We start from the raw sequence: 14,326 nt of genomic DNA on the forward strand, positions 1-14,326 counted from the left end.
TAGGCGGGCGCGTATCGGCCGGCCGACACGGGTGCAAGCAGTTGGGTCATGAGTAGTTCGCGGTCAGAGCTTCCGGACAAGATCATCGTCGATCGTCGCAAGTCCTATCGCAACAGCGATGTCCGCAACGCTGTGCGCAACACACGCAGCCGCCTGGCCGAACGCGGAATCACTGACGCCGGTTTCGATACCGAACTGCTCGCCCGCTACGCGCGCAGTATCAAGATATCCATCGCCCCGACCGTGCTGATGATCGTGATGATCGTCGGCGCGGCGCTGTCGCTCGGTCTCGGTGCCTACAGCATCATCTGGGGCGCGATGATGGTCATCGCCATCGGCGCTCTCGGCCTGTTGGCGCATCATTTCCTCAATGTCTCGCCAAAGGAGCGCGGCGACAGGAAATGGCTGATCGTGTTTCTTGCCATGCATGGCGGGCTCGGCGTGCTCTGGGCCTGGTTCGCCGTCACCTCCTGCACCGATTGCGCCGCCCCCGACCAGTTGATGTTGAAGGCCGTTTGCCTTTTGATCGCGATCGCCGCACGCACGACGATCAGCCACGAACTCCGCTGGTCCGTGTTCGCCGAGTTTTCGCTGCCGGTGGCGGTCTATATCGTCACCAGCGATCCGATTGGCGATCCCCGTGCCACCGCCGCATCGGCGACGGTGCTGACCGCGTTTTTGTTCTTCGCCTTCGTCGCCATCCGCCTGCAGAAGGCAAGCCTGGCGTCGGTGAGCTATCGCAGCGAGAACAAGGCGCTGATCGCCGAACTTGAGATGGCGCGCTCGATCTCCGAAGAGGCACGCCGCCGCGCCGAGGAAGCCAATTTGGCCAAGTCGAGGTTCCTGGCGTCGATGAGCCACGAGTTGCGCACGCCGCTCAACGCCATTCTCGGCTTTTCGGAAGTCATGGCAAACGAGGTTCTCGGACCGATGGAGAACGAAACCTATCGGTCCTATGCCCAGGACATCCACAATTCCGGCACCCATCTGCTGACGCTGATCAACGAGATCCTCGATCTGAGCCGGATCGAGGCCGGCAAGCAAGAGCTGATCGAGGAACCATTGCATCTCGCCCAAGTCGTCGCCGACTGCATCGGGCTGGTCCAGTTGAAGGCCGATCAGAAACAGATCACGGTCGAGCATATCGCCGAAACAGACATGCCGCGCCTGCTCGCCGACGAGCGATCCGTCCGGCAAGTCGGGCTCAACATCTTGTCGAACGCGGTCAAGTTCACGCCGTCTGGCGGCAAGATCCTGGTCAAGACCGGGTGGACGGCGACCGGCGGCCAGTATGTTTCGGTCAAGGACAATGGACCGGGTATTCCCGAAGACGAGATTCCGGTCGTGCTGTCGGCGTTCGGCCAGGGTTCGATCGCCATCAAGAGCGCCGAACAGGGCACGGGCCTCGGCCTGCCGATCGTGCAAGCGCTGATGGCGATGCATGGCGGCACTTTCAAGCTGACGTCGAGACTGCGCGAGGGCACGAAAGCCATCGCGTTCTTCCCCCCGGAGCGCGTTCTGGTCGAACTGCCCGCACAACCCTTCGACATCGAAAACCAGCCCCGCCGCCGCCAGGCCGCAGGCTGACAAATCCGGTCTCGCCTGCTCGCTCCGGTGGACAGATCGCGCGGTCCCGGCCCATGCGCTTGCCGGAACTCCGGCCCGGCCGGGCGAAACGGCTGGAAAACCTGTCCACCGCACCTCACCCTCGGCCATGCTTGCCCGCATGGATTACGGCTCGGATGAATGGTTTGACCTGGAGATCGCGCAATACCGCGCCACGCTGTCGCGCATTGTGCGGACCCTGTGCATCAAGACCGGTCTGGATGTCGGCGGCGCGGACATGCTGCCGGAATGCATCTGGCGGGCGGTCCTGCGGGTGCTCTATCCCGCCGAAAGCGCGACACGGCGCCTGCTGGCGGTCGCCGCGCGCAACATCGCGGTCAAGCTGCACGTCCGGCGGGCCAGGCGCCGGCCGTTTGCCGGGATCGCGGCGGCAAAGGCCGATGCGCCCGCCGCTGCCGATGCCGACACCGCTGCCGATCTCGACCTGACCACGGTATCGGAGGACGCCGCGCTCGACGTGCCGGCGTCGGTCGTGGCCTGCCTGATCGCGAGGGACAACAGCCCAAGGCCGATGACCAACATCGTCTACCAGGGCAGGCAGGTGCCGGTCGGCCGGACGCCCTGGGCGTCAAAGCCGGCAAGACAAACAGCGCCGTCGCTCAATCCGGCCTTCGCGCTGTTCGATCCGCCGATCGGCTATGCGGCGATCTTCGCCCCGCCGCGGCCGCGGCGCAAAGCCGTGCCGCGCATCACCTTTTTCGGCAGCGACGCGCCGCTGCCCGTCGATCCGCCCAAACCGTCGCCGCCGGTCGACGGGCTCGGCCGCACCCTGATCAACGCCGCCCATGTCTGCCGGCGCGTCCGCGCATTGAAAGCTGCGCTCGACGATCTGCCCGGCCACGCCATCCGCTTTGCAAGAAGAAAAGCGCGATTGATGGCGGAACCCAATCCGAGCGCGGTCGAGGACGTGCCGGGAAACGCACCGGTTCCGCATCCCGAACCGATCACGAAAATCCAGATCCCCTTGCGTATCGGCCATCCGCCGGGCCGGCGGCGACGATCCGAAATCCCCATCGACGACATCCTGAAGGAATGCGACGCGCTCGCGAGGCGGGCGCGTCGGGCCCCCGGCAACGGTGAGGAGCTTTCCGCTGCGCGGACGAAAAGCCAACGATTTGGCTTTTCGCGCGACGAACGCCCGAAGCTATAGCGAAGGGCGGACGAGAAGTTTGAGGCCGGGGCAGAAAACCGCTCGCGAGGCGTGCGCGGCAACGCTGACGCGTGCCTGGATGGCGCCGGCTGGCGTCTTCTCCCTTGGGGGAGACGTGCGGAGCCAAGCGAGGCGATGAGCGGGTGGCAGGCGGAATAGTCCCGCACAAACGGCGACATGCAAAATCGACACCGAACTCACAACGCGCGTAGAAAAACCGCCTCCGGCGGACAGGGCTCGCCCGCAAGGATGCGGCCCTCCCCGTCCAAGCCGGCGACGAAGCCGCGGCCGGTGATTGGATCGGCCAGTTCGTAGCGGCCCGGCGGCGGCCGCACCAGCCCGGGCGCGAGCGCCGGGTGCGTCACCGGCTCACAGATGGTGGCGCTCCAGTAGCGGCCAAGCGAATGGCTTGCACCGCGCAGATCGCCCTTCGCCAGCGCCTCACGCACGCCAGTCGATGAAAAGCTGCCGAAATGCGCAACCGCCTCGGTCGTCATGCCATGCCGGGCGGCCAACCGCGCAAGATCGTCGACGCCGCCGCTACGCCCGGCGCCGAAGCGGAAATCCGCCCCGGTGACGATGTGGCTGACGCCGAGATCGTCATGCAAGACGTCCGCAACGAACGCTTCCGGAGTGATCGCGGCAAAGGCCCGGTCGAAGCGCGGTTCGAAGATGAAATCGAGGCCGAGACGCCAGGCGATCGCATGTTTCTGCGCCGGCAGCGCAATCCGCTTCATGGTGCCCTGCGGTGCGAAGAACTCGCGCGGGTGCGGCTCGACCGACATGACGCCGACCGGCCGGCGACCGCGCGCCGCGGCCTGGGCGCGTGCGACCAGCAGCCGGTGGCCGCGATGAAAACCGTCGAAATTACCGAGCGCGATGACGCCGCCGCGCAGCCTGCTGTCGGGCGAAATCCGCCGCCGGACGATGCGCACCGGCGGCAGGCAGGCATTCACAAGGGCGGCGTCGGTGAACATCGTCCGCCGCCCTTTCTCAACGCGCGCCGCGCACGAAGCTTTCGCCAAGCGCTTGCGGCAGGCTCGCCCTGCGGCCGGCGATCAGCAGCACCAGCATGACCATCGCAAATGGCAGCATCTGGATCACGTCGGTCGGCACATTGACGCCGGCGACCTGCAGCGCGGTCGTCATCGACAGGCTGGCCCCGAACAGCAGCGCCCCGCCCAGCACCCAGAGCGGCCGGCCACGCGCCAGCATCGCCAGAACGATGGCGATAAAACCGTTGCCGTGGCTCATGAACGGGATGAACACGCCTGCAACCGCCACCGACATGAAGGCGCCGCCCGCGCCCGCCAGCACACCGGTCGTCAGCACGGCCAGGCCGCGCGTGCGTGTCACGTCGACGCCCGCCGCATCGAGTGCGGCCGGCTTGTCGCCTGCCGCCTGCAGCGAAAGGCCCAGATGCGTCGAGCGATAGATCCAGGCAAACACCGCAACCAGAAGGACCGACAGATAGACCACCGGATTGTGATCGAAGAACATCGGCCCGGCGACCGGCAGTTCCGACAGCGGCCAGATCGCCCAGCTCTCCATGCCGTCGAGGCGCGGATAGGTGCGCGAGAACTGGACGAAATGCAGGATGGCCGTCAGCCCCTCGACAGCCAGCGTCAGCGCGATGCCGATGACGATCTGGTTGAGGCCGAGAAAGACGCAGAACACCACCATGAAGGCGGCGACCAGCGCGCCCGCGCCAGCCCCACCGACGAAACCGAGCCCCATGCTGCCGGAAACCCAGGCAACCAGAAAACCGCCATAGGCACCCGCCAGGATCATGCCTTCGAGGCCGATATTGAGCACGCCGGCCTTTTCGGAGAGCTGCTCGCCGAGCCCCGCCAGCAGCAGCGGCACGCCGGCGGCAACCGCGCCAAGGAACAGCGCAATCAGAAAACTCTCGGTCAGAAGCGACATTGTCCCGGCCCCTCAGTGCAGTTTTCCCGCCTTGCGGCGGGTATCCGAATACTCGGCGAGGCCGAGCGTGATCAGCAGCAGCGCGACGATCACCAGCGAAAAGAAGCTCGGCACGCCGAGCCGCCGGGCCGCGCTTTCGGCCCCGATCGTCAGCGCGGAAAACAGGAACACATAGGCGATGGAGCCAAAGCCGTTGAGGCGAGCCAGGAAGACCAGCGGCACCACCGTCAGGCTGTAGGCGGGGTTCCAGTCGGCGCGCACATTGCCCTGCGTGCCCGTGATATCGACCGCGCCGGCAAGGCCTGCAAGCGCCGCCGAGATGGCGAAAACCGCGATGGTCAGTCGGGGGACCGACAGGCCGGCATGGATCGCGGCGCGCGGATTGGCGCCGACGACCCTGAGCCGCATGCCGAACGAACTGCGCGTCATCATGAGATGCACCGCCACCACGACGACAAGCCCGATGATCAGGCCCGACGAGACCGTGGTGTCGAACAGGCGCGGCAACCGCCCGTCAACCGGCAGCGTGCGGGTCTGCGGCGTCGTCGTCGCGGGATCGAGGAACGCCAGCTTGACGAGCACATTGGCGAACGAAACCCCGAGAAAACTCATCATCAGCGTCGTGATGATCTCGTTGATCCCCTGCCAGGCCTTCAAGAGTGCCGGCAAGATGGACCACAACGCCCCGACGATTGCGCCAATCACCAGCCCGATGGCCAGCGTCAGCCAGATCGGCACGCCGGCTGTGTAAAGGAGCGGGGTGACCGCAGCGACGATGACGGCGGCCAGCAGAAACTGCCCGTCGCCGCCGAGGTTCCAGATGCCGGCCCGAAACGCGACGATCAGGCTCGCCGCGATCAGCAGCAACGGTCCCATCCGGGTCAGGGTTGCTTCCAGCCCGGAGGGCCGAAGGATCGCCCGCTCGAACACATAGGCGTAGTAGTTGAACGGATTGACACCCATCGCCAGCAGGATCAGGCCGCCGATTGCCAACGCCGCGACCAGCGGGCCGATCAGCAGCGCCAACCGCCAGAGCCATTCGCGCTCGGGCCTGTCAGCCGGTGCCGTCATGGTTTGTGCCCCGCTCATTCATCGCCTCCGGCGCTCATCAGACGGCCGACAGCATCGCGGGCATCTTCATTGTTCTCGATTGTTCCGCGCAACGCGCCCCGGTCAATCACCGAAATCCGGTCCGCCAACTCAAGGATTTCATCGAGGTCGGTCGAGATCAGCAGCACCGCCTTGCCGGCCTCGATCGCGCCGCGAATGCGCTCGCGCGTGGCGCGGATGTTGTTGACGTCCAGTCCGTATGTCGGCTTGGCGAAGATCACGGCCTCGGCCGCGCCTGTCAGTTCGCGCGCCAGCAACACTTTCTGGATGTTGCCGCCCGACAGCTTGCCGACCGGCGTCCGCACATTCGGTGTGCGGATATCGAAATTTCGGACATGTTCCTCGGCCTGCTCGCGGATTGCGTGCGGTTTCTCGATACCTCGCTGCCAGAACGGAGAGGCGCCGATTTCCTTCAGCAGGAAGTTGGTGGCGACCGGAAATGCCCCGACGGTCCCCTCGCCGAGCCTGTCGTCCGTGACATATCTGAGCCCTGCGCTGCGCCGTCCCCCGACATTCAAATCGCCGATTTCGCGCCCGTTCAGCTTGACCGATCCGCTCGAAGCGATCTGCCCGGAAAGGGCCTCGGCCAATTCCCTCTGCCCATTGCCGTCGATCCCGGCAATACCGAGGATCTCGCCCGCCCGGATCGTCAGCGATACATCGCGGACATCGACCCGGCCGGTCGTTGCGTTCAGGCCGGAGACCTCCAGCACGACCGGTCCGAACTCGCGAGCGGCGCGGGCTGCCCCGTCGTTTGACGCCGCGCTCTTTCCGAACATCAGCGCGATGATGCGATCGGTGTTTTCTGCCGCCGAGTGCGTTCGCAGCTCTTCCGGCGCGATTGCCCCTGCATTCTTTCCGAGCCGCAGAACCGTGATGCGGTCGCCATAGGCAATCGCTTCGTTGAGCTTGTGGGTAATGAAGATGATCGCCAGCCCGTCAGCCACCAGACGCCGCATCAGTTCGCCGAGCCCCACGGCTTCGTGCGGCGTCAGCATTGCGGTTGCCTCATCGAGAATCAGGCAGCGGCTGCCCCGCATGAGCGCGCGCAGGATCTCCACCTGCTGGCGTTCGCCCAGCGACAGCGACGAGACGAGTGCGAAGGGATCGACCCGCAGACCGAGGTGATCGGCGGTCCCGCGAATCCGCTCCGCAAGTCCCTGGCGGTCGGGCCGCGTCCACCATGATCCGCCGAGCGCGAAGTTGTCTACCACGCTCAGGCTCGGCACCAGCATCGAGTGCTGGAAAACGGTGCCGACGCCCATGTCCAGCGCCTGGCGCGGCGACGTGACCCGCACTTGCGCACCGTCGATTTCTATCTTGCCGCCATCGGGCTGCTGCAGCCCGGAAAGCATGCCGACCAGCGTGGATTTTCCCGCGCCGTTTTCGCCGAGGAGAACATGCACTTCACCAGGAAACACTTCGCAGCTGACTTTGTCGTTGGCAATCACCCCCGGAAAGCGCTTGGTCACGCCGCGCAGTGCGACAATGGGGGCTTCGCGCGCGGAAGCGAGCGCTTCGGCTTCGCCGACAATTCCCGGCATTCCATCGGTCCTTTTTGGCAACAACGCCCGCCGCGGGATAGCCGGCAGCGGGCGCAGGTCTTGGTCGTCGGGCTTAGTTGGCCGAAACCGTTTTGACCAGAGCGTGGACGCTCTCGGCGTCGTACTTCGGCTCAACCGTGATCTCGCCGGAAACCAGCTTGCCTTTCAGGTCCTCCATTTCCGCCCAGATTTCGGCGGGAATGTTGTCCGTTTTGAGCAGCCGCAGGCTGTCATCGGCCAGCTTGATGTCGTAGTTCCGGCTGCCATAGGTGCCGGCTTTCAGGTCTTCGACCATCGCCGTGTAGAGCGGTGCGAGATCCCAGATCACCGAAGAGAGCAGGAAGCCCTTGTCGATGGAGGTCTTGTCGCCGATCACGTCGATGAAGTAGGCCTTGCCGCCATCGGTGGCCGGCGTGGTTTCCACGGCCTGGAGCATGCCGAAGCTGGAGCCGTTGCCCTGGCCGAAAATGATGTCGGCGCCAGAGGCTATCACCGTTTCGGTCACGCGCTTGCCGCCAGCGGCATCCGCATAGGCAGCCGGGCCGATCACCGCGTAACGGACTTCGACATCCGGGTTCTCGGCGGCCACACCCTCGGCGAAGGCGACCGACATGTTGTTCCAGGACGGCGGCTCACCGGAAACCACAATACCGACAACGCCGGTGCGGGTCATTTTCGCGGCAAGGCGTCCGGCAAGATAGGAACCGTCGGAACCAGTCGCGGTGTAATCGGAAATCTTGCCGTCGGCGAGCTTGTCCGGGCTGTCGACGATAGCGACCGGCAAGTCCATTTCCTCGCCGATTTCCGGCGCGGCTGTGTTGTAGCCCGAAGCATGCGCGATCAGCAGATCGGCACCATCTTCGGCGAGTTCGCGCAGCGTTGGACGCACATCGCCGTAGCCAAGGTTTTCGGCAACGATGACCTCGACGCCAGTTGCCTCGGCCGCGGCACGAGCCGCATCGACCCCCTGCTGGTTCCACCCCATGTCGGTGCCCATTTCAGGGGTAAGGATGGCGATCGAATCAATATCTCCGGCGGAAGCCGTCGCCGCCCAGCCCGTCAAGGCCAAGGCGAGCGTTACGCGGCTGACAGTGCCGGCAATCGTCTTTTTCATCTGGTCATTCCCTTCCTAGCTTTGCTGTTGACTAACCATTGGGGCCCGGGTGTATTTCGCGTGAGCGAAGTTCCAAACCATGGTCTACGATGCAGTTTCCCCGCATTCTTCTTGTTGCAGCCTTGTTCGGGCCGGGCGCGGCACCGGCGCAAGCCGACAGTCCGCAATCACTTGAAATCACTGTAAAAAACTCGGGCCGCGATGCGCTCGACTGCAACGCGTCAATCGCCCACTGGTTCTCCGAGGATATCGGCCGGATCGCACCCGGCGAGAGCCTTTCATTCAGCTTCGGATATGCGCTCGAAAGCGGCACGATCTTCCGGCTCAACGATGTCGGCGACGAGATGGCCGTTGAGAGGATCTGGTGCGGCAAGGCGGGCGAGGACTGGGCGACACGCGCCGAAATCGCGATCGATCGGCGCGCCGGCAAACTGCCTGGACCTGTCTCGCTGAGCTGCGTGGTGTCTGGAGATGAGACGCTGTGCGAAGCGCTGTAGCAGCGCTTCCCGGCAACCGTTCCCCTAACCAGACCCATCCGCATCAGGCCACTTTCGATTTGGGGCGGGTTCTGACACCGCAAGGGTTTCTCGCCTTGCCTTTGATGCAAACGCACGCCCTGATTGACAGTACGGGAATACGATAACATTATCATACCGTAATACAATACAGAAAAATCCGCATCCGTCCTGATTCTGACGAAAATCCGATATGTAATTGAAATTTCGTCATAAATCTCGTTGGTTGCCGATTTCAGAAGCAGACAAGGAATAAGATATGCGCACTGCAATCGTGACCGGAGCGAGCCGCGGCCTCGGAAAAGCCTTCGCCATCGGGCTGGCCAAAGACGGCTTTGCGGTGGTGTTATGCGGGCGCGACGGCGGGCTGCTTGACGATACGGCAGCTGCGGCCCATGCCGCCGGCGCCCCGAAGACGGTTTGCATTGCCGCAGACCTCGCGGAGCCCGGCGCAGTGGAAACGACGGTTGCGCAAGCAATACAGGCAACCGGCCAGATCGACGCCCTGATCAACAATGCCGGCGCCACCAGGCGCGGCGATTTCCTCACCTTGACTGACGAAGACTTTCTCGACGGGTTTGCCCTGAAGTTTCACGCAACCGTCCGCTTCTGCCGCGCGGCATGGCCGGCCCTCGAGGCGTCAAAAGGTGTGATTGTAAACATCTCCGGCGTCGGTGCTCACACCCCCGAGCCGGACTTCACCATCGGCGGTTCGGTCAACTCCGCCCTGATCAATTTCAGCAAGGCAATCGCCAAACGGGCCCAGGGTACGGGGATGCGGATCAACACGGTCTGCCCCGGCCATATCGTCACCGACCGGCTCTTGCGGCGCATCGAGGCGCTTGCAAGCGAACGCGGAATCTCGTTTGAGGCCGCGCGCGAGGAGATCAGGATTGCCCATGGCATCGCGACCTTTGGAGAGCCGGAACAGGTCGCAGACACGGTGCGCTTCCTGTGCAGTCCGGCGGCCGCCTATATCCATGGAACGGTGTTGACGGTCGACGGCGGCGCCACGCCTGGAATCTGACGCAGCATATCGGTCGGACGGACTGGCGCGGTCGCGCCTATTTCGTCCCGGCCGCCGCCTCTTCTTCCGCCAGACGTTCACGCAGAATGTCAATCGCGACCTTGCCGGCATTTATCACATGCCGTTCGGCAAGTTTGCGGGCGTCCTTGCCGCGACGTTGTGCCAAAAGAGCCACCAACTCTTCCAGTTCCGTCAGGCTTTCCTCGGTGCGCCCCGGCGCACTCATCGAAGTCGCGCGCAAGACCATGATCCGCGCATAGAGCGTGGACAGCGTATGACCCAGCGCCTCGTTGTGCGCGCCGAATATGAGGCAGTCGTAAAAGGCGTTCTTGGCGGTCAGCCGATCCAGCGGATCGGTCATCTTGTCCACGCCCTTCAGCACCTCGAACGCTTTCTTGAGCGCTTCGATATCCTCGTCGGACGCATTGCGACAAAAAAGCTCGCACGCCAAGCCTTCCAACTCGACACGCACCTGATAGACGCCTTCCGCCTGTTCCGGTGTCAACCGCGCGACGATCGGCCCGCGATGTGGAACCACCTGAACCAGCCCCTCGCTCTCGAGCTGGCGAAGCGCTTCGCGCACAGCGGTGCGGCTGACGCCGGTCATCTCGCACAGATCCCGTTCGGTGATCCGCTGACCGGCGGTGAAATAGCCAAGCGCGATCGAGTTTCGGATGCTCTCCGTAACGCTGTGGCGTAACGGTGCTGCAGCCTTGTTCACCCTGAAATCCAGCGGAAGCGCTCTGCTGTTCATCCTAATCCCGTGAGATTTGTATCCTCCCGAACCTACCACGTTCGGGAGGCCAGTATGATCGTGTTACTATACGACAAAAGCTTGACGCGAAAGGACTAACTCAGCGAACAGCGGCGTCGATTGTTGCCATGGAGGCGGCAATACCCGCTCCAAGATCGATCCCCTTGACGCCCATCGCCTGCATGCCTCCGGCGATTGCCGCCACGGCAACCGCAGCATAGGTCGGCTTGGCGGTCGGCCCCATATGGCCGATGCGGGTGAGCCGTCCCAGGGTCTCCGCCCGGCCAGAAGAAAGCATCACGCCGTAGCGCTCACGGATGAGTGCACGGAGATTGCCCTCGTCGATTCCGTCGGGCGTCGCGACGGCGGTACAGGTTGGCGAAGCGATCTCCTCGCGCGCCGCCCAAAGCTTCATACCCGCCGCCAGAATTCCGGCCCGGCAGGCTTTGGCGGTCAGCGCATGGCGATCCCAGACAGCCTGTTCGCCTTCCGCGATGTAAAGGTCGAGCGCCGCGTCCAGCGCATTGATCTCCGACACCGAAGGCGTGAACGGGAATGGTTGGCTTGCCAGGTGCGCCTTGCGCCAGTCCAGGATCGACAACATCGAAGCCTTTGGCGCGTCGGGATTGGTCTCCATCTTCTCCCAGGCCGCTTCCGAAACATGCAGCATCGAAAGGCCCGGCGGGCAACCGAGGCACTTGTTCGGCCCGGTCACGAAGATGTCTGCAGAACACACTTCGGGCAACACGTCGACGCCACCGAACGCGGAAACCGAATCGATAATGAGCAGCTTGCCGGCATCGCGCACGACCTTGCCAATTTCATTCACTGGGTTGATCGTGCCGGACGGCGTGTCGTGATGGCAAAGCGCGACCACGGCAATGTCGGGCCGCTTCTTGAGTACGTCGGCGACGGCTTCGGGCGTTAGTACCTCATCATAGGGGACTTCGAGTTCCACCAACTCGCGGCAATAGCGTGCCGCCCAGTAGCCGAAGCCCTTGCCGTAAACGCCGGACACAAGGTTCAGCACCACATCGTTTTTCGCGATCAGCGAAGCCGCGGCGGCTTCGAGGCCGAGGACCGGCTCGCCCTGCAGGATCAAGAGGCGGCGTAGTCGGTGTGAAACACCTGCTGCACCTTGGCATTCACGGCCTCGTAGAAATCAAGAAACACCGGATCGTAATCGTAGAGCACCGGACGAGACAGCGCACGCAACACTTCCGGGTAAGCGTCGACGGGGCCGGTGGTGAGCGTGATGATTGGATCCGCTATCGTTTTATGGGCCATGTAAAACTCCTGATCGTTATCGGTAGGTCTGGCGAAGGAAAGCCGATCCATCCTCGGCCTCCTCGATTGTCTCGAGCGCGTCGATCAGCGCAGCGGCATCTATCTCCAGGCCGCGCCAGACGATCTGGCAACGAAGCTTTTCGCTCAGCTCCTGATCGGTCATCGGATGGTCAAGGCCGCCTCTGGCGGCATCAACGCGCCGGCTGATCACTTGACCGCCGGCAAGGGTCAACGAAACCTCGACCGCGTCGAGCGCAAAGGAGTCCCGGTCCCGAAACGCAACTTTCCTACCCAATGCACGGACTTCCCGATCGGCAACCGCCGCATCGGAAAACGCGGCAAGGTCCGCACGCCCCCGCAAAAGACACACAGCGACGGCATGCTGCGCCGAAACCTGCGCGAGACGGCCAGTCGCCACGTCCGGCCTGTCCGTTCGTTGACGAAGCAGCGGATGTCCCGTGAGCGTGATCGTCTCGATCCGGCTCGTCTCGACCCCTTCCGCCTGCAAGGCGAGGCATGCTTCGATCACCGGGTTCAGGACAACGCCGCTGGGATACGGCTTGAATGCATTGTTCGACACTTCCCAACGCAATCCCAATTCGCCGGTCAACGCGCGAAGATCGGGCGCATCGCAATGAAGCGCAAGAAACCCGCGGGGGCCTTCCAGCGGCGCTTCGGGTCCGGAGAAACCCTTCCTGGCCAGCAAAGCCGACATCAGACCGCTTCGCGCCGCCTGCCCGACCGACAGGCTTTTCGACATCGTTCCAAGCGTCTCGACCGATCCCGCATTCTGCGCCAGGGCGTGACCGAGCGCATCGACAAGTTGCGGACCCGTCAGGCCGAGCAGGCGGCCCGCGGCCATGGCCGCGCCGAACGTTCCGCACGTCGACGTGATATGCCATCCGTGCGCATAGTGATCGGGGTGGACCGACAGTCCAAGGCGGCAGGCAACTTCCATTCCGACGACGAACGCTTCAAGCATTGCGCTGCCCGACACCGGTTTTCCCTGCATCGCCCGCGCCTCGGCCAGCGCCAGAACAGCCGGCCCGACCGGGGCCGCGGGATGGATCACGGTCGGAATATGCGTGTCGTCATAGTCGAAGATGTTGGCCGCCGCCGCGTTGATGTATGCGGCCCAGAGCATGTCGGCGCGCTCGTTGCGGCCGATCAGGCTGGCAGTCGCGGGTCCCGAGAAGGCCGATATCTGCTCGACCAGCAAATCGATCGCCGGCTCGCCCGCACCGCCGATCGCACAGCCCGTCATGTTGAGCAATGCGCGCCGTCCGGCCGCGCGAACCACTGCGGGCAGCGTATCGGCAGTGGTGACGAACTCGGCTAGCGTTCGGCTCACAGACATGTCAGGCTGCCGCATCCCTGGCACCGCCACCACGCACCTCCGTGCCGGCCCAGTTTTCGATCGGGCGGATGATCTCGGTCATGTCGGCATCGGGTCCGAGGTCTGCCTGGGTGATTGAAAACAACATCCGAACCGCATTGCCGACCAGCATCTGAACGCCAAGCCGCTCGGCCTCTTCCAGGCAAAGGCGGATATCTTTCAGCGACAACGCGATGGCAAAGCCGAAATCGAATCCGCGCGGCAAAACGAAGCGCGGGATTTTGTCGGCACTGGCAGATGTGCGTCCTGAACTCGCATTCAGCACCTCGATCATTACATCGGCATCGAGCCCGGCCTTCGCTCCCATCACCATCGCTTCCGAGGTGATCGCCAATGACGCCGCCGAGCAGATATTGTTGATCAGCTTCATGACCTGCGCCTTGCCGGGTTCGTCAGCGACGCGGATCACCTTGCCAAGCGTCTGAAGCATCGGTTCGACCGCGTCAAAATGCGGCATCGGGCCGGCAACCATCAATGCCAACGAACCCTTTCGTGCGCCCGCGACGCCGCCGGAAACGGGGCTGTCGATCAGGGCGATGCCCGCCTCGGCCAGCACAGCCGCGAGATCCATCTCCACTTTCGGTCCGGTTGTCGACAGGTCTACCACCCGCTTGACGACCCCCGGCGTGGCGGCGATTTCGCGGCCAACGGCAAGGACGACGTCCGGCGTTGGCAAGGAAAGGAAGACCGTTTCCGCTCGGCCGCAAAGCGCGGCGAGGCCGCCTGCATCCGCAGCGCCTTCCTCAACCAGCGCGGCGACGGCAGCCGGGTCGCGGTCGTTGACGACGAGCTTGGCGCCACCGCGCAAAATGTTCGCCGCCATCGGTCGGCCCATATTGCCGAGGCCCACAAAACCGGTTTCGCTCATCTGGTACTC

At 64.0% G+C, this 14,326-nt stretch carries 14 protein-coding genes; 4 read left to right on the top strand and 10 right to left on the bottom strand.

Going from position 1 to position 14,326, the window contains the following annotated elements; translation table 11 throughout:
* Window positions 1–48 precede the first annotated feature (48 nt).
* Window positions 49–1,587, top strand: coding sequence for a sensor histidine kinase (locus tag ACO06R_RS13895; protein ID WP_421850993.1), 1,539 nt, complete (start codon window positions 49–51; stop codon window positions 1,585–1,587).
* Between the two features lie 139 nt (window positions 1,588–1,726).
* Window positions 1,727–2,776 (top strand): hypothetical protein, encoded by a 1,050-nt coding sequence (locus ACO06R_RS13900; protein WP_421850995.1) that lies wholly within the window; start codon window positions 1,727–1,729, stop codon window positions 2,774–2,776.
* A gap of 197 nt (window positions 2,777–2,973) precedes the next feature.
* Here ACO06R_RS13900 and ACO06R_RS13905 read toward each other — a convergent pair whose 3' ends face one another.
* From ACO06R_RS13905 to ACO06R_RS13925, 5 genes are all read right to left on the bottom strand, one after another.
* Window positions 2,974–3,753 (bottom strand): hypothetical protein, encoded by a 780-nt coding sequence (locus ACO06R_RS13905; protein WP_421850998.1) that lies wholly within the window; start codon window positions 3,751–3,753, stop codon window positions 2,974–2,976.
* Between the two features lie 16 nt (window positions 3,754–3,769).
* Window positions 3,770–4,702, bottom strand: coding sequence for a putative B6 ABC transporter permease subunit 1 (locus tag ACO06R_RS13910; RefSeq protein ID WP_421851001.1), 933 nt, complete (start codon window positions 4,700–4,702; stop codon window positions 3,770–3,772).
* 12 nt (window positions 4,703–4,714) lie between these two features.
* Window positions 4,715–5,791, bottom strand: coding sequence for a putative B6 ABC transporter permease subunit 2 (locus tag ACO06R_RS13915; protein WP_421851004.1), 1,077 nt, complete (start codon window positions 5,789–5,791; stop codon window positions 4,715–4,717).
* Complete coding sequence (locus ACO06R_RS13920; RefSeq protein WP_421851007.1) at window positions 5,788–7,356, bottom strand: putative B6 ABC transporter ATP-binding protein; 1,569 nt, start codon at window positions 7,354–7,356, stop codon at window positions 5,788–5,790. The genes ACO06R_RS13915 and ACO06R_RS13920 overlap by 4 nt, the downstream gene beginning before the upstream one ends.
* A 73-nt stretch (window positions 7,357–7,429) precedes the next feature.
* Complete coding sequence (locus ACO06R_RS13925) at window positions 7,430–8,470, bottom strand: putative B6 ABC transporter substrate-binding protein (protein ID WP_421851010.1); 1,041 nt, start codon at window positions 8,468–8,470, stop codon at window positions 7,430–7,432.
* A gap of 89 nt (window positions 8,471–8,559) precedes the next feature.
* Here ACO06R_RS13925 and ACO06R_RS13930 point away from each other — a divergent pair, with 89 nt between their 5' ends.
* Complete coding sequence (locus tag ACO06R_RS13930; RefSeq protein ID WP_421851012.1) at window positions 8,560–8,967, top strand: hypothetical protein; 408 nt, start codon at window positions 8,560–8,562, stop codon at window positions 8,965–8,967.
* Between the two features lie 277 nt (window positions 8,968–9,244).
* Complete coding sequence (locus ACO06R_RS13935) at window positions 9,245–10,012, top strand: SDR family oxidoreductase (RefSeq protein WP_421851015.1); 768 nt, start codon at window positions 9,245–9,247, stop codon at window positions 10,010–10,012.
* Window positions 10,013–10,049: 37 nt separating this feature from the next.
* Here ACO06R_RS13935 and ACO06R_RS13940 read toward each other — a convergent pair whose 3' ends face one another.
* The 5 genes from ACO06R_RS13940 to ACO06R_RS13960 all read right to left on the bottom strand — a co-directional run bounded on the left by ACO06R_RS13940 (window position 10,050) and on the right by ACO06R_RS13960 (window position 14,317).
* Complete coding sequence (locus tag ACO06R_RS13940) at window positions 10,050–10,766, bottom strand: GntR family transcriptional regulator (protein ID WP_421851018.1); 717 nt, start codon at window positions 10,764–10,766, stop codon at window positions 10,050–10,052.
* A 100-nt stretch (window positions 10,767–10,866) separates the two neighbouring features.
* Window positions 10,867–11,868, bottom strand: coding sequence for a pyridoxal-phosphate-dependent aminotransferase family protein (locus tag ACO06R_RS13945; protein WP_421851021.1), 1,002 nt, complete (start codon window positions 11,866–11,868; stop codon window positions 10,867–10,869).
* The gene (locus ACO06R_RS13950) at window positions 11,865–12,053 is read right to left on the bottom strand and encodes a hypothetical protein (protein WP_421851024.1); all 189 of its coding nucleotides are present in this window, start codon (window positions 12,051–12,053) and stop codon (window positions 11,865–11,867) included. Before ACO06R_RS13950 ends, ACO06R_RS13945 begins: the two co-directional genes overlap by 4 nt.
* Before the next feature lie 16 nt (window positions 12,054–12,069).
* The gene (locus tag ACO06R_RS13955; protein WP_421851027.1) at window positions 12,070–13,410 is read right to left on the bottom strand and encodes an MmgE/PrpD family protein; all 1,341 of its coding nucleotides are present in this window, start codon (window positions 13,408–13,410) and stop codon (window positions 12,070–12,072) included.
* A gap of 1 nt (window position 13,411) precedes the next feature.
* Complete coding sequence (locus ACO06R_RS13960; protein ID WP_421851030.1) at window positions 13,412–14,317, bottom strand: NAD(P)-dependent oxidoreductase; 906 nt, start codon at window positions 14,315–14,317, stop codon at window positions 13,412–13,414.
* Window positions 14,318–14,326: the final 9 nt, after the last annotated feature.

Origin of the sequence: Oricola sp. (assembly GCF_965230365.1) — a bacterium.
Classification (GTDB): domain Bacteria; phylum Pseudomonadota; class Alphaproteobacteria; order Rhizobiales; family Rhizobiaceae; genus Oricola.

Coding starts and splice junctions, on each gene's coding strand:
- ACO06R_RS13905 (WP_421850998.1), bottom strand. CDS start 3,753: ATGTTCACCGACGCCGCCCTTGTGAATGCCTGCCTGCCGCCGGTGCGC.
- ACO06R_RS13925 (WP_421851010.1), bottom strand. CDS start 8,470: ATGAAAAAGACGATTGCCGGCACTGTCAGCCGCGTAACGCTCGCCTTG.
- ACO06R_RS13930 (WP_421851012.1), top strand. CDS start 8,560: ATGCAGTTTCCCCGCATTCTTCTTGTTGCAGCCTTGTTCGGGCCGGGC.
- ACO06R_RS13895 (WP_421850993.1), top strand. CDS start 49: ATGAGTAGTTCGCGGTCAGAGCTTCCGGACAAGATCATCGTCGATCGT.
- ACO06R_RS13955 (WP_421851027.1), bottom strand. CDS start 13,410: ATGTCTGTGAGCCGAACGCTAGCCGAGTTCGTCACCACTGCCGATACG.
- ACO06R_RS13935 (WP_421851015.1), top strand. CDS start 9,245: ATGCGCACTGCAATCGTGACCGGAGCGAGCCGCGGCCTCGGAAAAGCC.
- ACO06R_RS13915 (WP_421851004.1), bottom strand. CDS start 5,791: ATGAGCGGGGCACAAACCATGACGGCACCGGCTGACAGGCCCGAGCGC.
- ACO06R_RS13910 (WP_421851001.1), bottom strand. CDS start 4,702: ATGTCGCTTCTGACCGAGAGTTTTCTGATTGCGCTGTTCCTTGGCGCG.
- ACO06R_RS13900 (WP_421850995.1), top strand. CDS start 1,727: ATGGATTACGGCTCGGATGAATGGTTTGACCTGGAGATCGCGCAATAC.
- ACO06R_RS13920 (WP_421851007.1), bottom strand. CDS start 7,356: ATGCCGGGAATTGTCGGCGAAGCCGAAGCGCTCGCTTCCGCGCGCGAA.
- ACO06R_RS13940 (WP_421851018.1), bottom strand. CDS start 10,766: ATGAACAGCAGAGCGCTTCCGCTGGATTTCAGGGTGAACAAGGCTGCA.
- ACO06R_RS13950 (WP_421851024.1), bottom strand. CDS start 12,053: ATGGCCCATAAAACGATAGCGGATCCAATCATCACGCTCACCACCGGC.
- ACO06R_RS13960 (WP_421851030.1), bottom strand. CDS start 14,317: ATGAGCGAAACCGGTTTTGTGGGCCTCGGCAATATGGGCCGACCGATG.